The following is a 22,113-nucleotide window of genomic DNA, read 5'->3' on the forward strand; positions in this document are numbered from 1 at the left end:
GGAGGTGACCACGCCCCGGCCTGCCGCCGTTGGGGCGTCCCGCCTGTCAGCGCGAGGACGACCGTGCCCGGCCTGCCGCCGCGCAAGCCTGCGGCGCGTTCTAGTTGTGGGCGCCGACAGCGATGCTGCTCGCAGGTCGATACTCAGCCGCTGTTGCCGACCAGCGCGGCGGGCATCGTCGGCTGGCCGGGGCGTGTCGCTGCCCGGCGGCGGCGTTCAGTTGATGCCGGCGATTTCTTGGGCGATCGCCGCGAGCCGCGTCTGGGCGGCCGAGACGACACCGTGCCGGTTCTTGTGGGCTTCCTCGTAGGCGACGATCGCTCGAATGTCGGCCGAGTCGGAGAGGTCCTTGACCGCGGCGACGGCTTGGGTGACGTTCAGCTCGTCGTAGTCGTCGATGGGCAACTCCTCGGGTTCGAGGACGCCGGTGGTGGTACGGATCGAACGCAACGCGTCGGCGGCGGCATCGGCGCCTTCGCGTCGGGTGACCTGCTCGGCGGTCTCGAGGGCGGCGTCGCGAGAGGCCGACAGGGTCTTGACGGCGACATCACCCGCGCGCGCACCTTGGGCGAGCAGTTCGCCGAGCGCCGGTGGGGTCGCGCGGACGGTGTCCAGTGCCCGGTCAAGACCACGAGCGGACCAGGTGACCGGGATGTTGACCAGCTTCACCGCAGTTCCGGTGGCCGCCTGCAGCGGTGTGCGGCGCAGTGCCGCCGGCCCGCCGAGGGCGTCCTCGGCCAGGACGGTGGTCAGCCAGTCCACGGTCGCCGAGTGCGCGGTGATCAACCGCTCCGCCAGAGCCACCACCTGACGTTGACCGGCGGTGGTAGCCAGGGCCTTGATGTAGCGGGCGCGGTCGAGGAGTTGGTGTTCGAGGGTGAGGTCGCTCAGCAGGGCTTCGTCGAACGGCTGGGCCTGTTCGACCATCGCCTTGACCGCGGCCGCCGCGCGCCCGAGGAAAGGGCCGACCAATTCCGGGACGCTGCCCAGGTCGCGGATGGCGGCCTCGATGGCCTCGGCGCGGGCACGGCCGTTGTCGGCGTTCTCGGACAGCTCGCGCCGCACCGCTTCGGTCCGGGCTTGAGCTATGCGGGTTTCGGCGACCTGAATTTCGGTGTTGGTCAAAGCGAGGACAGCGCGCAGCTGCGCCAGCAACGTGGTGGTGTCGGGAGTGCTCATGCGAATCTCGTCCCTTCGACGTTGACAGCATCGGGTCGGCGCAAGGTGCACCGCTATCCGAATACCCCGCACTACCCGAGAGTAACCTGCTCCGAAAAAGCATGCCTGACCGACATATGCCGAGGTAAGCATGGAATCTCCCGGCCAACGGATCATCCGGCTCGAGCTGCGGCGCGATTGTGCCCAAGTCGCGCATCGGGCCACCGGTTGCGTCGGGCTTACGTGCAGCCAGGCGCCCGTACAGCTGGGAGTCGTCTCTCGTGGCAAACCTTCAGCTCTCGGGTTGGCGTCTGCGGATGCGCGGGTTGGGCTCGACTCGCCAGAGCGGTCGGTTTCGCTCCGCGGAGTGCGGGTTGGACGAGCACGAGCCGACCGAAGGAGCCTCCGATGCCGCGTTCACTTGCCGATCAGACCGAAGCGGAGCTGGGTGGTCCTCGCAGTGTGCTGAGCTTGCAGCGCCGCGATCACCAAATCCTCGACGGGTTGCTGTCCCGCATCGACAGCAGCGGCGGCGACGACCGCCGGGACGCGATGACGGCGCTGTGCCGGCTGGTCTTCCCGCACGCGTTCGCGGAGGAGGCGGTGCTGTGGCCGCTGGCTCGGAAGGTCCTCCCGGACGGCGAGGAACTCACGCTGCGCGTCGAGCAGGAGCATCAAGAGATCAACGAGCTGTTCAGCGAGCTGGAGACGATCGACGCCGACAGTCCCGAGCATCACGGGCTGTTCGCGAGAATCGAGGGGCTGCTGCGCCAGGACGTGCGGGACGAAGAGGACGTGCTGCTGCCGAAGTTGCAGGAGGCACTCGACGCGCAGGCTTTGCGCCGGGCGGGCTGGGCGTGGCTGGCCGTGCGGGTCACCGCGCCCACACGGCCGCATCCGACCGTCGCGCGGCGGTTGCCCGGTAACGCGCTGGCGGCGGTGCCGCTCGCTCCGCTGGATCGTTCGCGCGACCGGCTCGACCAGGTGGCTCGCCGAGCGCCGCGACGATGGGCGGCCGGCTGCGCGCACGCCAGTCGCGCCCTCGCGGGGGTGGCGGGTGTGGTGGAGCATCTGCCGCCGTTGCGACGCGGCGAGCACCCGTCCACGCGCACCTGAGCGCGCTCCGGATGATGCGTACGCCCGAGGTTCGCCACGACGCGAGCGGTAGTCGCTCGTGTACACGAATACCGCTCCCGCACAATAAAATCTAATTCGGACCCGTCATCTTTTCCAGGTTTGCTCCGGATCGACAGAGGTATCCGCAACGCGGGTGGGGACCCCGTTCGTCGTCTTGGAGGCGTAGATGTTCCGTCATACCGATTACCTGCAGTTCGACGTGAAGCCCGAAAAGCCCGACCCCGTGTACGCGCGGAAGCTCCAGGAACTCGTCGGCGGAGCATTCGGGGAGATGACCGTCACCATGCAGTACCTGTTCCAGGGGTGGAACTGCCGGATGCCCGGCAAGTACAAGGACATGATCATGGACGTCGCCACCGAGGAGATCGGGCACGTCGAGATGATCGCCACGATGATCGCGCGGTTGCTCGAGGGAGCCCCCGCCACCCGCGCCACCCAGGAAGCCGCGGCCGATCCGGTCGTCGCCGCCGTGCTGGGCGGCATGGATCCGCAGCAGGCGATCGTCTCCGGCGGCGGGGCCTCGCTGTCGGACAGCAACGGCGTGCCGTGGAACGGCAGATACATCGTGGCCAGCGGCAATCTCTTGGCGGACTTCCGCGCCAATGTGGCCGCCGAGGCGCACGGACGACTCCAGACCGCGCGCCTGTACAACATGACCGACGACCCCGGCGTCAAGGACATGCTGCGGTTCAACCTCGCCCGTGACACCTACCACCAGAATCTCTGGCTCGCGGCGATCGAACAGCTGAAGGAAGACGGCTTGGAGGGCACGGTCACGCCGAACGCGCTGTTCGACGAAGAACACTCCGAGCACGCGACGAGCCTGTGGCACCTGTCCGACGGCACCCAGTCCGACCAGGGCCGGTGGGCGACCGGCGTCGCCCCCGACGGCGTGCACCAGAACGGCTTCCTCGCCGACCCGCAGCCGCTGGGCGACAAGGCCTCCGCCCCGCCGCCGGACCCGAAGCTCTACGCCACCTACGACGGCTCCCAGGGCGAGCCGCGCTCGGCGGCATTCGGTACCGAGGCGGGACTGATCGGCAAGGTGAAAGACGCCCTCGACCCGGACAAGCCCTGACCTGGTGATCCGGTCACCGGTGCGCCGGCGTCACCCGTTCGACGAGAGCGTGGTCGGATGCCGGCGCACCGGCGTGAGTACACCCGTAACCGCAGCGCCGATTGTGAATTACGCAGGGAACCGATGGTTTTCATGGGATCCGGGCTCGGGCTCGAGTAGTCCGAGGCGAAGTCGGGCGCTGGCATGCGCTATCCGGCATTGCGAATGTAGCTTTGTCGAGCAGTTCGGCGTGACTTGCACGCCGCTGAGATCCTCGGCGAGTGCGAAATTGACCGCACCACCGGAATTTTCATGATTTTTACAATCGCCGACAACATCGGACCCGACGCACTAGGGACTCCGCCAGCGCGTCAGGCGTCGTGCCCGACCGTGCGGGAGTATTCGAACCCGGTGCGAAGTTCACTGTCTTCACACCCGCCGAATAACTGAGACTCCGCGTCCTTCGGTGTGCGAGATGATCCGCGTTCCGGCTGACGCAGGCGCCTGAGCGATCGCCGGCACCCGACAGACCCGCTCATTTCCACCGCAAGGTTCATTCCTGGTCGCCGCCGGTGACCGCCGTCACCCGATCAGCATGCGGTCGCCGAATCGGTCCCGGCTGCCCTGGGACTCCCGGTCCCGTACGACGAAGGCATCGCCCCCGCAACTCGCCCTGCGGGTTGGGCACGCAGTCGCGCCAGGAATTACGAGTCGTCTCAGTGGAGCATCTCGACGGGTCGGAAAGTTCATACACGATTTACCTGGCCGTCGCGCCGCCATCAACGCGTGGCTTTTTTCGTGAGGACGCACGAAGGGCTGGATTCACGCATTCCCAGCAGTGGCGATAAACTCCGATTCGGACAATCAGCCGGTCTTAGACTGAGCCAATGGTGCAGCCGACGCCGTGGCGAGGGAACACTCCTCGAAATGGCCGGGGAAAGATCGTCAGTAATGCCACGGCGCGAGGGCCGAGGGCGTATCAGGTTGCGCTGCGCGGATATTGGGGCTATGCCTGGGCCGCAATCGGCAGCCTGGTGACACTCGCATTACTGTTCCAGCCGTGGATCACCGCGTCCGGCGCGGATGGCAGCGTCCGCGCGAATGCGTTCGGCCGCATGCAAATTACAACGGTGTTTCTCAATGTCTGGTCACGATCCAATCCGCGCGCCCCGCAGATCACCGGCTTCTGGGCACTGCTCGCCAGCGCGGCGATCGTCGTCACCGTCTTGGCCGTGGTGATCAATCTGCGGTTCCGCATCGAGGCGCTCACACGGCTGGCGACGATGTCCACGCTGGCCACAACCGTGTTCGTGCTCATCACGGCCCTCTATGTCAACAGCAAGGGCGGCCAGCTGAAGTCCATGGTCTCCCGCACCTCGGATCTGGGTGGTCAGGTCGGATCGTTGCTCAATTGGGCGTTCAACAACGGCAAGCTCGCGGTGCCGGGCTTCGGTCAGCACGCGTACGCCTCGGCGAGCCTCACGCCGTGGGCGTTCCTGGCCATCGCGGTATCGATCGGATCGACCGTGGCGGCAGTCACCCAGTGGATGCGCAGCGGCTCGACGAACCTCTTCCGCATGCCCGTGCACATCCATTTCAGTAAGACACCACCCCCGTCTTCGGAAGCGGGCGACACCGACGGACCATGAACCGGCCCGCAGGCGTCCGCCTCCGGCGAGCCGCGCATCGACTGTCGATCCCCCATACCGAGCAGATCGCGACCCCGGCGAGCGCCCCCGGGTTCCGGTGGGTTCTAGGCTCGTGCGGTGGTTAACAAGTCTGGCCGGGACGCGGCTGCCGACGCGGTCGTGTCGTTGAAGCGAATTCCGGTGCCGGTGGCGCGGGCGGTCGTGGACTGCGGGGTCTACCGGGACGGGCACCGGGAACCGGGCCGGTTCACCCCGGCCCAAGCGCTGGCCGCCGTCCGCGACACCGCCACCGGCGCCGCGGGTGACGGCGCCGCCGGTGAGGGTGGCGGATTCGTGTGGCTGGGGTTGCACGAACCCGATGCCGGGCAGATGGCCGAGGTCGCCGCCTTGTTCGGGTTGCATCCGCTGGCCGTGGAGGACGCGGTGGTGGGGCATCAGCGCCCGAAACTGGAACGCTACGACCAGACCCTGGTACTGGGATTGCGCACGGTAGCCTACGTCGAGCACGACATGCACGCCGTCAGCGAGATCGTGCAGACCGGGGAAATCCTGATCTTCTGCGGCCCCGACTTCGTCGTCGCGGTGCGCCACGGCGCCCACTCCGGACTACGAGAGGTCCGCGCCGAACTCGAGACCGACCCCGCCCGGCTGGCGCTGGGACCGGCCGCGGTGCTGCACGCGATCACCGACCACGTCGTCGACGCCTACCTCGAGGTCACCGCGCAAGTCGAAGCCGACGTCGAGGAAATGGAAGAAGAGGTCTTCACCCCCCGCTCCCGGCTCACCATCGAAGCCATCTACCAGCTCAAGCGCGAGGTCGTCGAACTACGGCGAGCGATCACCCCGCTGGCAGTCCCGCTGCAGGCTTTGACCAAGCCCGACTCCGGGCTCGGCAAGGAAGTACGCCGCTACCTGCGCGACGTCGCCGATCACCACGCCACCGCCGCCGAACGCGTCCACGACTTCGACGACGCCCTCTCCGCCCTGATCACCGCTTCCCTGGCGCGGATCGCGGTGCGCCAGAACACCGACATGCGCAAGATCTCCGCTCTCGTCGCCCTGGCCGCGGTCCCCACCATGATCGCGGGCATCTACGGCATGAACTTCGACCACATGCCCGAACTGCGCCAACCCTGGGGCTACCCCGCGGTCCTCATCCTCATGGTCGTCGCCTGCAGCTGGCTGGCCCTGCTGTTCCGCCGCAACGGCTGGCTCTGACCAGGGCCGTGACCGACGGCCGACCGGCGTAGCCAGGAGTTGGCCCGGCGACAACACCACCGAGGAGCCGGCGCGGCTGACGTTGCTCGGCGTGCGGTCGATCCAGCGGCACCGATGGCTTCCCAATGACGGCAGGTCGATCCACTCGTCGTTCGCTAAGGTCCGACCGCACGCTCCGGTCATGGGTTCGAGCATTCGAGGCCTTGCTTGCTGCTTCATTGCCGGGGCGCATTTTGCTCGATGTAGAGAGTGACCCCACCGCATGACCGCAACACGCCGTTCCGCACGTCGCGTCCACCATTCCCGATCACGCAATCGCCTGTTCCCGCAATTGCTGACGGCGGCGGTCGATACGGCGTTCGACGCGGTCGCGCTTCGGTTCAATCCGAGCGGGGACCCGGTTGATCAGCGCCAGCTGACCTACCGAGAGCTGGACGAGGAGTCTTCGCGGCTCGCTCGCTACCTGATCGAGTTCGGGGCGGGGCCGGGTGACGTCGTAGCGGTAGCTCTGACGCGGTCGGTGGAGTCGGTGCTGGCGGTGTGGGCGGTGGCGAAGACGGGCGCGGCCTACCTGCCGGTCGACCCGGGTCATCCAGCGGAGCGTGTTTCGCACATGCTCGCGGATTCCGGCGCCGTGCTGGGTGTGACCGTCGCGGCGGACCGGGCTGGGCTACCGGTTGGTGCTGTTGAGTGGGTCGAACTCGATGCCGCCGTACACAGGGAGCGAATCGCCGCCGAGCCGGCGCATTCGATTTCCTATCTGGACCGACTGCGGCCGTTGACCGAGCAGCATGTGGCGTACGTCATCTACACCTCCGGGTCGACGGGCAGGCCTAAGGGGGTCGCGGTCACTCATGCCGGTCTGGCGGGTCTGGTTCAGCACGAGGTCACCGCACGGCAAGTGACGCGGGGATCGCGGGTGACGCACTTGTGTTCTCCCAGTTTCGATTTCTCGGTGGTCGAGATACTGCTGGCGTTCTCGGCGGGCGCGACGCTGGTGGTGGCGCCGCCGACGGTGTTCGGGGGTGTGGAGCTGGCCGACCTGCTGCGGCGGGAGCGGGTTACGCATCTGTGCATCACCCCGGCGGCGTTGGAATCGCTGGACCCGGCGGGGCTCGACGACCTTCGCGCGATCTTGTGTGGCGGTGAGCGGGTCGGTGGCGAACTGGTCGCGAGGTGGGCGCAGCGCCGGGCGTTCCATATCTTGTACGGCCCGACCGAGACCACGGTCGTCGCGACCGGCACCGCGGCGCTCGCCGTGGACGACTCGCCGCATATCGGCACGCCGGTCCCAGGGCTGGGCGCGCATGTCCTCGATGCGCGATTACGTCTGGTGCCGCCGGGAGTGGTCGGTGAGTTGTATCTGTCCGGACCCGCACTGGCCGAAGGTTATCTGCGGCGTCCCGGGTTGACCGCGCAACGATTCGTGGCCAACCCGTTCACCGCGGCAGCCGGCGGCCGTATGTACCGCACGGGTGATCTGGTGCGGCGCACCACGGCGGGGATGCTGGAATATCACGGCCGAGTGGACTTCCAGGTCAAGATCCGCGGCTTGCGGATCGAGCCGGGCGAGATCGACACCGCGTTGACCGCGCATCCGGACGTCGACTATGCGGTCACGCTCGGGATGACACTGCCCTCGGGGGCGCAAACGCTGGTGTCTTATGTGCTGCCGCGCCATGTGTCCGCGGAGAATCCGGCCGGTGGCCGGGTCGGGGTGGACACCACCGACCTCCTCGAATTCGTCGCACGAACGCTGCCCGTGTACATGATCCCGGGTGCGATCACCGTGCTCGACGATCTGCCGCTCACCCCCGTCGGCAAACTCGATCGCGCCGCATTACCGCAACCGGTGCTCGCCGCACGGCAATTCCGGGCGCCCACCACAGCGACCGAGCGGTTGGTCGCCGAAACCTTCACCGCCGTGCTGCTGCCGCAGGGCGGTGACCATGCCGGCCGGGTCGGCGTCGACGACGACTTCTTCGAACTCGGTGGCAACTCGCTGCTGGCCACGCAGGCCGCGGCGCGTATCGGTGCGGAGTTGGGTGTGCGGGTACCGGTCACGTTGCTGTTCGAGGCCTCGGCGGTGGCGAAACTGGCCGAACGGCTCACCGAGCTGACCGAACGGTCCGATTCGGCGCCGCGGCCGATGCCGCGACCCGAGCGGGTGCCGTTGTCCTATGCGCAGCAGCGGATGTGGTTTCTCAACCGGTTCGACCCGGCGAGTGCGACCGACAACATCCCGCTTGTGGTGCGTCTGCGTGGGCGGCTGGATGTCGCTGCTCTGCGGGCGGCGATCGATGATCTGGTCGAGCGGCACGAGGTGCTGCGTACCAGCTACCCGGAGCACGACGGTTCCGGTAGCCAACGGGTGCATGCGATTTCGGACCCGCTGGCGGTCCGGGAGCTGACGGTGTGGGAGATCGGCGAGGCCGAGATACCCCAGAACACGCTGTCGGCGATAAGCGAAAGCTTCGATGTGACGGTGGCGCCGCCGCTGCGGGTGCGGCTGTTGCGACTGAACGACAGCGACCACGTGCTGGTGTGCGTGGTCCATCACATCGCGGGCGATGGTTCCTCGATGGGGCCGCTGACCCGCGACCTGATGACCGCCTATGCTGCCCGGGCGGCCGGCGCGGCCCCAGGCTGGGCGGCGCTGCCGCTGCAGTACGCGGACTACACGCTGTGGCAGCGGGAGATGCTCGGGGACGAGACAGACCCGGATTCGATCCTCGCCCGCCAGATCGGGTATTGGCGCCAGCGGCTGGCCGACCTGCCCGAGCGGCTGGATCTGCCCGCGGACCGGCCACGCCCCGCGGTGTTCTCCGGGCGCGGCGCGAGCTACGAGTTCACGATCGACGCGCCCACGCACGCGGCGCTGATCCGCCTCGCGCGCCGGTATGACGCCACGCTGTTCATGGTCGCGCACGCCGCCTTCGCGGTGCTGCTGGCACGGTTGTCGAACACGCGTGACATCACCGTCGGCACGCCGGTGGCCGGTCGCGGTGACGCCGCGGTGTCCGACTTGATCGGCATGTTCGTCAACACCTTGGTCTTGCGCACCGAGATCGACCCCGGCCGCGGCTTCGCCGACCTGCTCGAGCAGGTGCGCGGCGACGACATCGAAGCGTTCGGGCATGCCGAGGTGCCGTTCGAACGTCTGGTGGAGTTGCTGGATCCGGTGCGGTCGAGCGCGCATCACCCGCTGTTCCAAGTGATGCTCACCTTCCACAATTTCGCGCCCTCGACGCTGGAACTGCCCGCGCTGACGGTTTCGGCGGTGGACGTGCCGGTGCCGGTGGCGAAGTTCGATCTCGAGCTGACCATGCTGCCGCGCGAAGACAACCGCACCCCGCTGGGGATCGCGGCGGGGTTCACCTACTGCACGGACCTGTTCGACGAAGCCACCGTCGCCGGATTCGCCCGGCGATACCGCGCGATCCTCGCCGCCGTGGCCGAGTCGGCGGATCGTGTGGTGGGAGACATCGAGCTGCTCGACGCGGAGGAACGCACCACGATCCTGCGCGACTGGAACGACACGCGCTATCCGATCACCCCTGGGCCGTTGCTCGACGGATACCGGCGCGCTGTCGCGCGGCACGCCGATGCGGTGGCCATCGCGGACGCGAAGCAGGAGTTGACCTATCGCGAGTTCGATGAGCGGGTCAACCAGCTCGCGCGAGTGCTCATCGGCCACGGTGTCGGCTCGGAATCGCTGGTGGGACTGGCGGTTCGGCGTTCGGTGGATCTGGTCGTCGGCATGTACGCGATCCTCACCGCGGGTGGGGCGTTCGTGCCGGTCGACCCCGATCACCCCGCCGAACGCATCGGACACGTCCTCGACACCGCCGAACCGGTGTGCGTACTCAGCAGCACCACCGATGCGGTGCCGATACCGCCGCACATGCCGGTGCTGTATCTGGACACCGTCCGGACCGAACTGCTGCCGGGCACGGCGGTCGATGCCGGTGAACTGCTGCGCCCCGTCCTTCCCCAGCAACCGGCGTACGTCATCTTCACCTCCGGCTCCACCGGACGGCCGAAAGGCGTGATGGTCTCGCATCAGGCGATCGACAACCAGATCGCGTGGATGCTCGCCCACTATCCGATGGGCCCGGGAGATGCGTACCTGCAGAAGACCGCGACGACCTTCGACGTCTCGTTGTGGGGTTACCTCATGCCGCTGCGGTCGGGCGCGAAACTCGTCGTCGCCGATCACGACGGACACCGCGACCCGGCATATCTCGCCGAAACCATTGGCGCGGAGAGGGTCACTGTCACCGACTTCGTGCCCTCCATGCTCACGGAGTTCGCCGCGCACCTGCCCGCCGGATCCCTGCCCACGCTGCGGGAGGTGCTCGTGATCGGCGAAGCCCTGCCACCGCGAACCGTGCACGCGGTCGGCGCGGTCACCGGCGCACGGGTGCACAACCTCTACGGTCCCACCGAGGCCGCGGTCTCGGTCACGTCCTGGCCCGCGGGCGCCGCCGAGGAACCGGCGGTGCCGATCGGCACACCCCAATGGAACACGCAGGTCTACGTGCTGGACGCGCGACTGCGACCGGTGCCCGCCGGCGTGCCCGGCGAGCTGTATCTCGCCGGAGAGCAGCTCGCCCGCGGCTACGTCGGCCAGTCCGCGCAGACCGCCACCCGGTTCGTCGCCAACCCCTTCCGGGCCGCAAGCAGGATGTACCGCACCGGCGACCTGGTCGTGTGGCGCGCACCGAACGCGGGCCGTTCACAACGACTGGAATATCTGGCCCGCACCGACTCCCAAGTCAAATTCCGCGGCCAGCGCATCGAGCTCGGCGAGATCGAGACCGCCCTCCTCGCGCAACCGTCGGTCAGCCAGGCGGTCGCGGCGGTGGTGGCAGCGCCTCTGGGCGACCGGTTGGTGGCCTACGCCGTCCCCCGACCGGGCGAGGTCATCGACCAGGGAAACCTGCTCGCGGCGGTCGCCGCGGTGCTGCCCGCGTACATGATTCCCTCCGCGGTGGTCGCTTTGGCGGAGCTGCCGCTGAACACCAGCGGCAAACTCGATCGCAGGGCACTACCGGAACCCGTATTCGAGGCCGAGGAGTTCCGTGCCCCCCGCACGCCTGTCGAGCAGGCGATCGCTCAGGTGTTCGCCGATCTGCTCGGCGTCGACCGGGCGGGTCTCGACGACGATTTCTTCGCGCTCGGCGGCAACTCGCTGCTGGCCACCCGAGCCGTCGCGCGCGTCAACGAAGCTTTGAACGCGCGGGTCACGGTGCGTGATCTGTTCGAGGCGACCCGGGTTTCCGCTCTCGCCGCCCGGGTCGCCGCTCACGGCGCGCCCGCCCGGCCCGCGCTCGTTCGTTCGGTTCGACCGGAGCGGGTCCCGCTCTCCCTCGCGCAGCAGCGGATGTGGTTGCTCAACCGTATCGATCCGGATTCCCCCGCCTACAACATGCCCTTCGCCCTGCGGCTGACCGGCGCCCTCGACCAGCCCGCACTGCATCAGGCGGTGGTCGACGTGCTGGTGCGGCACGAGGCGCTGCGCACCCGCTACCCAGCCGACCCGGAGGGGCTGCCGTACCAGGAGATCCTGCCGGTCGACGCCGTACTCCCGGATGGACTGGTAGTCGAGTTCGGCGCCACCGGCGTCGCGGACATGGTGACCGGATTGATGTCCACCGGATTCGACGTGACGGCGTCCGCGCCGATTCGGCTGCGGCTGTTCAGCTCCGGCGACGAACATCTGCTGGTCTTGGTGGTGCACCACATCTCGGCCGACGGGTCGTCTCTCGTCCCGCTCGCCCGCGATCTGGCCACCGCCTACCTCGCCCGCACCGGCGGCGGCGCGCCGTCATGGTCGCCATTGCCGGTGCAATACGCCGACTTCGCCCTGTGGCAGCACGCCGTGATCGGCTCCGACAGCGATCCGTCTTCGGTTGCCGCGGCGCAGTTGTCGTACTGGCGCGAGCAGCTGGCCGGGCTCTCCGGGCCGCTGGAGCTGCCCACCGACCGCCCCCGTCCCGGCACGCCGTCGACGCGTGGCGCGGCGACGGCGGTCACCATCCCGGCACAGGTGCATGAACGGCTGGCCGGGATCGCGCGCGAGCACAACGCGAGCCTGTTCATGGTGGTCCACGCGGCTCTCGCCGCACTGCTGGCACGCCTGTCCGGCGGCACCGACATCGTCATCGGAACCCCCATCGCCGGACGCGGCGAACGAGCACTCGACGACCTCGTCGGGATGTTCGTCAACACCCTCGCGCTGCGCGTCGTGGCCGATCACGCGGCAACCTTCCACGACCTCGTCGAACGCTCCCGCGAAGCGGCTCTTTCGGCCTTCGGCAACGCGGACATCCCCTTCGAGCGGGTGGCGGAAGAAGTCGCTCCCGCCCGCAGCGCTGTGGCCGATCCGCTCATCCAGGTGATGCTGTCGTTCCAGAACATCGAGCAACCCACCTTGCAGCTGCCCGATCTGACCGTCACCGCACTGGACACCGGAGAGGTCACCGCCAAATTCGACTTGCAAGTGCTCATCGAACCCCGGCACGCCGCCCACGGAATCGGCGAGATGGACGTCGTATTCGCTTACGCCACCGACATTTACGAGGAATCGACCATCCGCTCCTTCCTTACCCGATTCGCGCGCATCCTGAGTGCGGCGGCGGAGGAACCGTCGACGGCGGTATGGGACATCGACATCCTCGAGCCGGAAGAGGCCCGGCGCGCGGTGTCCGGGGGCCCTGCGACAGTGCCACCGAACCGGGTCGAGCCCGCTGCCGTCGCGCTGCTGCCGGACCTGCTGACCGCCGCCGCGGAGGAGAACCCCGACGGTGTCGCGGTGATCTTCGCCGACGGCTCCCAAACGCATGACCAACTGGATTACGTCGAACTCGACGAGCAGTCCACACGATTGGCGCGGGCGTTGATCGCGCGTGGCATCGGGCCCGAAGATCTCGTGGCCGTGGGCATTCCGCGGTCACCGGAGTCGGTGCTCGCGGTATGGGCCGTGGCGAAGACCGGTGCGGGTTTCGTCCCGGTCGACCCGAACTATCCGCGCGAGCGGGTGACGCACATGGTGTCGGACGCGCGCCCGGTACTCGGCCTGACCGTCGGCGCGGTGCGCGGCGACCTACCCGACGAGCGGGTGGAGTGGCTGGTCATCGACAGCGCCGAGTTCACGCGCGGACTCGGGGAACAGAGCACCGACCCGGTGACCGACCGGGACCGGACGCGACCGCTCCGTCCGGAGCACCCCGCCTACGTCATCTACACCTCCGGCTCCACGGGCACACCGAAGGGTGTGGTGGTCACCCACACCGGGCTGCCCAGCTTCTGCGCGGAGCAGCGCCAGCGTTATCGCGTGACAAGCGCTTCGCGCACACTGCATTTCGCCTCGCCGTCCTTCGACGCATCGGTGCTGGAGTTGCTGCTGGCCGTCGGGGGCGCGGCGACCATGGTGGTGGTCGCACCGACCGTCTACGGCGGCGACGATCTGACCGCGGTGCTGCGCCGTGAACGGGTGACCCACGCCTTCGTCACGCCCGCGGCGTTGGCATCGATGGATCCGGCCGGACCGGACCGGCTGCGGGTGGTGATCGCCGGTGGCGAGGCCTGCCCGCCGGAGCTGGTGCGACGCTGGGTGCAGCCGATCTCCGGCAGGCGGACCCGCGAGTTCTACAACGGCTACGGGCCGACCGAGACCACGATCATGACCAATATCAGCGATCCGCTGTCGCCCGACGAACCGGTGACGATCGGCGGGCCGATCCGGGGCATGCGCGCGCTGGTGCTCGACGGCAGGCTGCGCCCGGTCCCCGACGGCGTCGCCGGCGAACTGTATCTCGCTGGCGGCCAGCTCGCGCGCGGCTACCACGACCGCTTCGCGCTCACCGCGGCCCGGTTCGTCGCCGACCCTTACGGTCCGCCCGGCGCGCGGCTGTACCGGACCGGCGATGTCGTGCGCCGTCGCCGAACCGGCGAGCAGACCGTCCTGGATTACGTCGGCCGCAACGACTTCCAGGTGAAGGTCCGCGGTTTCCGGATCGAGCTCGGAGAGATCGATGCCGTGCTGTCCCGCCGTCCGGACATCGATTTCGCGGTCACGGTCGGGCGGGAAACCGATGCCGGTGCGACCATCCTCGTGTCCTACGTGCTGCCCGCGCCGGACGCGTCCATCGACACCGGTGCACTCGTCGACGAAGTGGGGCGCACACTGCCCGCCCACATGGTGCCGACGGCCGTCGTCGTACTCGACGAGATCCCGTTGACTCCGGTCGGCAAGCTGGACCGGCGCGCGCTGCCGGAGCCGCGGCTGCCCAACGCCCCGTTCCGGCCGCCGTCGGGGCCGCTCGAACAGGCCGTCGCCGACGTGTTCGCCGACCTGCTGCGCACCACCCGGCGACTCGGCGCCGACGACGATTTCTTCCGCCTCGGCGGCAACTCGCTGCTCGCCACCCAGGCCGCGGCCCGGCTCGGCACGGTGCTGGAGGCCCAGGTGCCGGTTCGGATGCTGTTCGAGGCGTCGACCGTCGCTGCCCTGGCCGCCCGGCTGGCCGGGTACGCGGGCTCCGGCGGGCGGCGACCGCTCACCGCCCACCGGCGGCCCGAGCATGTTCCGCTGTCCTCGGCGCAGCAACGGATGTGGTTCCTCAACCAGTTCGACACCCGATCGGCGGCCTACAACGTTCCGATGGCGGTGCGGCTGACGGGAGCGCTCGATGTGGACGCGTTGCGCGCCGCCATCGTGGACGTGGTCACCAGGCACGAAATCCTCCGCACCGTCTACCCGCAGACCGCGCACGGGCCCACGCAAGTGATCCTCGCACCGGAGCGAGCCACGCCGCGGTTCGAGGTTCGCACGGTGGCGGCTGGTGACGTGGAAGCCGTTGTCGGCGACTTCCTTTCGAGCACCTTCGACGTAACCGTGGAAGTTCCCGTCGCGGTGGCGCTGTTCCGTGTCGCCGAGGTGGACCGACCCGGCCCCACCGAGCACGTGCTCGCCTTGGTGGTGCACCACATCAGCGCCGACGGCTTCTCCCTGCGTCCGTTGACCACAGACCTGATGGTCGCCTACGGCGCACGCGCGGCGGGTGCGGCGCCGAACTGGACGCCGCTGCCCGTGCAATATGCCGACTACAGCATCTGGCAGCACGAACTCCTCGGTTCGGAAAGCGACGCGGACTCCCTGGCCGCCGAGCAGATCGCCTACTGGCGTCACGCCCTGGCCGGCCTGCCCGATCAGCTGGATCTGCCCACCGACCGGCCGCGTCCGGCCGTGCAGTCCTTCGCCGGCGGCAAGGTGGCGGTCCACGTCGACGCGGCAACCCATCAGGCCCTCGCCGACCTGGCCCACGACCACGGCGCGACGCTGTTCATGGTGGTGCACACCGCCTTCGCGGTGCTGCTGTCCCGGCTGGGTCGGACCGACGACGTCGCCATCGGTACCCCGATCGCGGGCCGTGGTGAAGCCGTGCTGGACGACCTCATCGGCATGTTCGTCAACACTCTGGTCTTTCGCACCCGGATCGACGGCGGTGAACCGTTCACCGAACTGCTGGCTCGGCAACGCGATACCGACATTCAGGCGTTCGCCCACGGCGATGTGCCGTTCGAGCGGCTGGTCGAAGTGCTCGATCCGGTTCGCTCCACCGCCCGCCACCCGCTGTTCCAAGTGGGTTTCTCATTCCAGAACCTGTCCGAGGCCATCCTCGAGCTGCCGGGTCTGACGGTTTCCGCCGTGGATCCGGACACCGGTCTGTCGCAATTCGACCTGCACCTGATCGTCACCGACACCTATGCCGAGTCCGGCGCCGCGGCCGGTATCCACGGCTTCCTGACCTACGCCGCCGACCTCTTCGACGCCTCGACAGCGCGTGACATCGTCGCGCGACTGTCGCGGGTGCTGGAGACGGTCGCGCGTACTCCGAAGACCGCGGTCGCCGAGATCGACATCCTCGACGAGGCGGAGCGCGCGGAGATCCTGTGGCGGCGCAACACCACCCAGCGGCCGGTCGACGCCTCGGCGACACTGGTTTCGCTGTTCGACGCCACCGTGGCGAATTCGCCGGATGCCGTCGCCTTGGTCGCCGACGCGCCGGAAGGCGCCACCGAGCTGACCTATGCCGAACTGGATGCGCGCGCCAATCGACTCGCGCGGTATCTCATCTCGCGAGGCGTCGGTCCGGAGCACCGGGTGGCGCTCGCGTTGCCGCGGTCGGTGGACCTGGTCGTGGCGATGTACGCGACGGCCAAGTCGGGCGCCGCGTACGTGCCGGTGGACCCGGATCAGCCCGCCGAACGCGTCCGCTATGTCCTGGAGGCGGCCGACCCGGTCTGTGTGCTGGCCGGAACACGATTCGACACGGATGTCGCGCCGGTGCTGCGCCTGCCCGAACTCGATCTCGCCGGACTCGACGCGACATCGGTCTCCGATGCCGAGCGCATCATCCCGCTGCGACCGGAGCACTTGGCGTACGTGATCTTCACCTCGGGCTCCACCGGTCGTCCGAAGGGCGTCGCGGTGCCGCACGCCGCGATCGCCAATCAATTGCAGTGGAAGATCCTGGAGTTCGGCCTCGACGCCGCCGACGCGATACTGCTGAAGACCGCGGCGACGTTCGACCTGTCGGTGTGGGAATTCTGGTCGGCGGCGGCCTGCGGCGGGCGGCTGGTCATCGCCGCACCCGACGGACACCGCGATCCGGCCTATCTCGCCGATCTGGTGGCCAGGGAATGGGTGACCACCCTGCACGCCGTGCCGTCGATGCTGGAGGCTCTGCTCACGGTCGGGCTACCCGATTCGCTGTGGCGGGTACTGGCCATCGGTGAGGCGCTGCCCGCCGGACTCGCGCAGCGGTTGCGCCGGGAACATCCGCGCACCGAACTGTTCAATCTGTACGGGCCGACCGAGGCGGCGGTCTCGATCACCAGCCACCGGGTCGTCACGAGCGACGAGGCGAGCGTGCCCATCGGCGTCCCGGAGTGGAACAACCGGGTGTACGTGCTCGATGATCGTCTCCAACCGGTGCCCGACGGTGTCGTGGGCGAACTGTATCTGGCGGGTTCGCAATTGGCGCGCGGCTATCGCGGACAGGCGACGGTGACCGCGGAGCGGTTCATCGCCGACCCCTTCGGCACCGGTGAGCGCATGTATCGCACCGGCGACCTGGCCGTGTGGAATCGCGACGGCGTCTTGGAATACCGGGGCCGCAGCGACTTCCAGGTCAAGATCCGTGGCTTCCGCGTCGAACCCGGAGAGATCGAGACCACCCTGCGCGGCCTCCCCGAGATCGGACAGGCGGTGGTGACCGCGTGGACCGACGCTCAGGCCGGTGACCGCCTGGTCGCCTATCTGGTGCCGTCGGAGGCCTCGGCGAAACTCGACCCCGCCCGGGTGCGGACGATGCTCGCCGCCCTGCTGCCGTCGTACATGGTGCCGTCGGCGTTCGTCGTGCTGGACGGGTTGCCGCTCACCGTCAACGGCAAACTCGACCGATCCGCCCTTCCCGCACCGGAGGTCGCGCCCGCGGTCTACCGGGCGCCGTCCACGCCGATCGAGGAGATCGTCGCCGGTATCTACGGTGACGTGCTCGGCGTCGACCAGGTGGGGGCCGAGGACGACTTCTTCGCCCTCGGCGGCAATTCGCTGCTGGCCACACAGGTCGCGGCCCGGCTCGGCGCCGCACTGGGGACATCGGTCCCGGTGCGCGCCCTGTTCGAGGCGTCCACGGTGGCCGGGCTGGCCTCGCGGTCCGAACGCCACGCGGGAGCAGTGGGCCGTCGTACGCCGGCGGCAGGCCCACGATCGGAACAGATTCCGCTGTCGCTCGCCCAGCAACGAATGTGGTTGCTCAACCAGTTCGACACCGCCTCCGCCGTCGACAACATCCCGGTCGCCGTCCGGCTCGTCGGCCGGCTCGACCCGGCTGCCCTCGGGCAAGCCGTCCTCGATGTCGTGGGCCGCCACGAGACGTTGCGTACGGTCTACCCGCAGACTCCCGCGGGTCCGGTGCAGCGGGTGCTCGAAGCCTCCGACGTTCCGCTCGATCTGCTGCCCGTGCGGATCAGCCCGGATGAACTCGCCGAGCGAGTCCACGCGGTCGTCCGGAGAGGTTTCGACGTCACCGTCGAACTCCCGTTGCGCGCCGCGCTGCTGCGGTTGTCCGAGGAGGAACACGTCCTGGTCTTCGTCGCCCATCACATCAGCGCCGACGGATGGTCGATGGGGCCGCTGACCCGGGACGTGATGCTCGCCTACACCGCGCGCGTGGCTGGGGTCGCGCCCGACTGGGCGCCGCTCCCGCTCCAATACGCGGATTACGGTCTGTGGCAACGCGACGTGCTCGGCTCGGAGGACGACCCGGACAGCCCCCTTTGCGAGCAGATCGGATTCTGGCGCTCGGCGCTGGCGGGACTGCCCGACGAACTGCCGCTACCGACCGACCGTCCCCGGCCCCCGGTGCAGACCTTCGCCGGTCGCCGCGTCGGCTTCACGGTCGACGCCGAGCTGTATCGGCAGTTGCGGTCCCTGGCCAGGGACCAGAACGTGACGCTGTTCATGGTCGTGCACGCGGCCTTCGCGGTCCTGCTCGCGCGGCTGTCCGGCACAGACGATGTCGTGGTCGGCACGCCGGTGGCGGGACGCGGCGAGCCCGAGTTCGACGACTTGATCGGCATGTTCGTCAACACTCTCGTGCTGCGCACGCAGGTGCCGGGCGAATCGTCCTTCGCGGAACTGCTCGCCCGGACCAGAACGACGGACCTGCGGGCATTCGCCCACGCGGACCTGCCCTTCGAACGCCTGGTGGAACTGCTCAACCCGCAACGCTCGACCGCCAGACACCCGCTGTTCCAGGTGTCGCTGAGCTTCGACAATCTGCCCGAACAGCGATTCGACCTGCCCGAAATGCGTTTGGAGCAAGTCGACTTCGAGGTCGGCACCGCGAAGTTCGATCTGTCGCTCAGCCTCCGGGAGAACACCGCGGCGCTGCATGCCGACTCCGGCCACGACGTAGGACTGTACGCGGAATTCTCCTTCGCCAGCGACCTCTTCGACGACGAGACCGTAGCGCGCTTCGCGGAGCGCTTCGGTCGCATCCTGGCGGCGGTGGCCGCCGATCCCACCGTGCCGGTGGGCGACATCGATCTGCTCAGCGCGTCCGAACGCGCGATCCTGCTCGGCGAGGACGCGGCGGCCCGCGTCGCGGCGCCCGCTGCGACGCTGCCGGAGCTGGTCGGCGAGCAGGCGCGGCGGCGACCCGATGCCACCGCCATCCGATTCGACCAGGCCACGGTGAGCTTCGATGCGTTGCACCGGCACGCGAATCGGATCGCCCGCGCGTTGATCGCGGCGGGTGCGGGGCCGGAATCCGTTGTCGCTGTCGCTGTGGCACGGACGGAGGAACTGCCGGCCGCGTTGCTCGGCGTGCTGGCGGCAGGTGCGGCCTACCTGCCGATCGATCTCACCTACCCGGCGCAGCGGCTGGCGTTCGTGCTGGACGATGCGACGCCGGTGTGCGTACTGACCACAGCCGCGCAACGATCCGGCCTGCCGGACAACGACCTTCCGGTCGTGCTGCTGGAGCGGGCGGAAGGGTTCCCGGATGATCCGGTCACGGACGCCGAGCGCGCGGCGCCGCTGCGGCCGGACCATCTCGCCTACGTCATCTATACCTCCGGTTCCACGGGTGTGCCGAAGGGCGTCGGTGTCACACACCGCAACGCGGTGGAGTTGTTCACCACCACCCGGCCGTTGTTCGGGTTCGACGAGCACGACGTGTGGACGTTGTTCCATTCCTTCGCGTTCGACTTCTCGGTGTGGGAGTTGTGGTGCGCGCTGGCGACCGGAGGCAGCGTCGTGATCGTCGACTACGCCACCTCGCGTGCCCCGGAAGCGTTTCGGGAGCTGCTGATTCGCGAGCAGGTGACGGTGTTGAACCAGACACCCTCGGCGTTCTACCAGCTCGTGGACATCGACCGGGACGCCGCGACCGGCGGGTCGGCGCTGCGCTATGTGATCTTCGGCGGCGAGGCACTGGATCTGCGGCAGCTGCGGCGCTGGTACGAACGCCACCCCGGCAACGCGCCGCGGCTGGTCAACATGTACGGCATCACCGAGACCACCGTGCACGTGTCGTTCCTGCCGATCGGCGAAGACTTGATCGACAGTCCGGCTGCCCTCGTCGGCCGTGCCCTGCCCGGCCTCGACACCTATGTGCTCGATCAGCGGCTGCATCCGGTGCCGCGGGGAACCTCCGGAGAAATCTATGTCGCCGGTGGTCAGGTGTCGCGGGGTTATCTGGGTCGGTCCGGCCTGACGGCGACCCGGTTCGTGGCGAACCCGTTCGGGCCACCCGGTTCGCGGATGTACCGATCGGGCGATCTCGCCCGCTGGGTGGGGTCCGGACTGGCCTATACGGGGCGTGGCGACCAGCAGGTGCAGCTGCGCGGGTTCCGGATCGAACTCGGAGAGATCGAGACGGCGCTGCTGCGGTGCGAGGGGGTGAGTCAGGCTGTCGCGGCGGTGCGGACCGACCCCGTGCTGGGGGATCAGCTGGTCGGATACGTTCTGCCCGAGGCGGGCGCGCGCCTCGACCCGGCCGACCTCCGCACCCGGGTCACCGAATTCCTGACCGCTTTCATGGTGCCCGCCGCGATCGTGGTGCTCGATACCATCCCGTTGACGGACAACGGAAAGCTCGACCGTCGTGCGCTGCCCGCCCCCGCGTTCCGTGCGCGGGTATACCGCGCGCCCGCCACGCCGGTGGAGCAATCCGTGGCGGGCGCCTTCGCCGAGGTGCTGGGCCTCGACCGATTCGGTATGGACGACAACTTCTTCGAGCACGGCGGCAACTCGCTGATCGCCGCGAAGCTCACCGCGCGGCTGTCGACCGTGCTGGGCACGAAGGTGCCGGTGATGCGGGTGTTCACGACGCCGACGCCCAGCGGATTGGTCGCCGACCTCGCCCGTCGCGCCGCCGGCAGCCTGGAAACGGAGGCGGCGTTCGACATGCTGCTGCCGTTGCGTCCCGCGGGCTCGGCCGCGCCGCTGTTCTGCGTGCACCCGGTCTCCGGCATCTCCTGGTCCTACGCGGGACTGGCCGCCTACCTGGACCCCGAACGACCCATCTACGGGTTGCAGACTCCGGTGCTGGCCACCGCCGCCGCGATGCCGGATTCGATCGAGGAATGGGCGACCCGCTACGTCGAGTTGATTCGATCGGTGCAACCGCACGGGCCTTATCACTTGCTGGGGTGGTCCTTCGGCGGCGTCCTCGCGCACGAGATCGCGGTGCAATTGCAGCGCGGTGGCGAGCGGGTCGCGCTGCTGGCGGTGATGGACAGTTACATGGCCGATCCGCCCGGCACCGTGGTCACCGACGCCGGGCAGGTACCGGTCGCCGAACTCATCGGCGGCCTGCTCGGTGAAGCCGCGGGGGATCTCGGCGCCGCCTCCGACATGGATTGGGCCGCTCTCCCGCAGCGATTGACGCAGCTGCCCGAACCGTTCGCCTCCTTCGGCTCCGACCGAGTGGGCCGAATACTCGACGCCGCCGTGCAATCCGTGATGCTGCGCAGTGCGTACCACCCGCCGATCTACCACGGCGACGTCCTCTATTTCACCGCCGCCCTGGACGACCCGACAGGTCGCGTCGGAGCGACGATTTGGGGTGACATCGTCGACGGGGCCGTACACAACCACGCGGTTTCCACCACGCACTGGCAGATGACCACCGCGAGGGGATTGGCCCAGATCGCCGACGTCCTGACAAAGGCATGGCAGGAGGGGCGGATTCGTCGGGGTTACGAGGAGTCTTCGTAAGCGTACCGGTGACGTATGCATACGAACATCGGTGCGGCGAGGTGGCTCGCGGACGGTGTAGCCGTTGGGCTTCACCGTCGCGTGTGCCCGGCAAC

6 protein-coding genes are annotated in these 22,113 nt (G+C 68.7%); 5 read left to right on the forward strand and 1 reads right to left on the reverse strand.

From position 1 onward, the window contains the following. Window positions 1-216: 216 nt before the first annotated feature. The gene (locus GVY39_RS23765; RefSeq protein ID WP_159928241.1) at window positions 217-1,179 is read right to left on the reverse strand and encodes a ferritin-like domain-containing protein; all 963 of its coding nucleotides are present in this window, start codon (window positions 1,177-1,179) and stop codon (window positions 217-219) included. Window positions 1,180-1,566: 387 nt separating this feature from the next. On the opposite strand from GVY39_RS23765, the gene GVY39_RS23770 reads away from it, so the two are divergent. The 5 genes from GVY39_RS23770 to GVY39_RS23790 all read left to right on the forward strand — a co-directional run bounded on the left by GVY39_RS23770 (window position 1,567) and on the right by GVY39_RS23790 (window position 22,018). After that, window positions 1,567-2,274 carry a hemerythrin domain-containing protein gene (locus tag GVY39_RS23770; protein ID WP_159928243.1) on the forward strand — a complete coding sequence of 236 codons (708 nt, stop codon included), beginning with the start codon at window positions 1,567-1,569 and terminating at the stop codon, window positions 2,272-2,274. Between the two features lie 187 nt (window positions 2,275-2,461). Then, entirely contained in the window at window positions 2,462-3,373 is a 912-nt protein-coding gene (locus GVY39_RS23775; RefSeq protein ID WP_159928245.1) for a manganese catalase family protein, read from the forward strand. Window positions 3,374-4,239: 866 nt separating this feature from the next. Continuing rightward, window positions 4,240-5,001 (forward strand): hypothetical protein, encoded by a 762-nt coding sequence (locus GVY39_RS23780; protein WP_159928247.1) that lies wholly within the window; start codon window positions 4,240-4,242, stop codon window positions 4,999-5,001. Window positions 5,002-5,118: 117 nt separating this feature from the next. After that, window positions 5,119-6,219 (forward strand): magnesium and cobalt transport protein CorA, encoded by a 1,101-nt coding sequence (locus GVY39_RS23785; protein WP_223516449.1) that lies wholly within the window; start codon window positions 5,119-5,121, stop codon window positions 6,217-6,219. 262 nt (window positions 6,220-6,481) lie between these two features. Then, window positions 6,482-22,018 carry a non-ribosomal peptide synthetase gene (locus GVY39_RS23790; RefSeq protein ID WP_159928249.1) on the forward strand — a complete coding sequence of 5,179 codons (15,537 nt, stop codon included), beginning with the start codon at window positions 6,482-6,484 and terminating at the stop codon, window positions 22,016-22,018. The last annotated feature ends 95 nt before the right edge of the window (window positions 22,019-22,113 follow it).

The organism is Nocardia sp. CY15 (genome assembly GCF_009829295.1).
Classification (GTDB): domain Bacteria; phylum Actinomycetota; class Actinomycetes; order Mycobacteriales; family Mycobacteriaceae; genus Nocardia; species Nocardia sputi.

Bases quoted from the DNA above. Each gene is read 5' to 3' on its own strand.
- GVY39_RS23765 (WP_159928241.1), bottom strand. From the start codon at position 1,179: ATGAGCACTCCCGACACCACCACGTTGCTGGCGCAGCTGCGCGCTGTC.
- GVY39_RS23775 (WP_159928245.1), top strand. From the start codon at position 2,462: ATGTTCCGTCATACCGATTACCTGCAGTTCGACGTGAAGCCCGAAAAG.
- GVY39_RS23790 (WP_159928249.1), top strand. From the start codon at position 6,482: ATGACCGCAACACGCCGTTCCGCACGTCGCGTCCACCATTCCCGATCA.
- GVY39_RS23780 (WP_159928247.1), top strand. From the start codon at position 4,240: ATGGTGCAGCCGACGCCGTGGCGAGGGAACACTCCTCGAAATGGCCGG.
- GVY39_RS23770 (WP_159928243.1), top strand. From the start codon at position 1,567: ATGCCGCGTTCACTTGCCGATCAGACCGAAGCGGAGCTGGGTGGTCCT.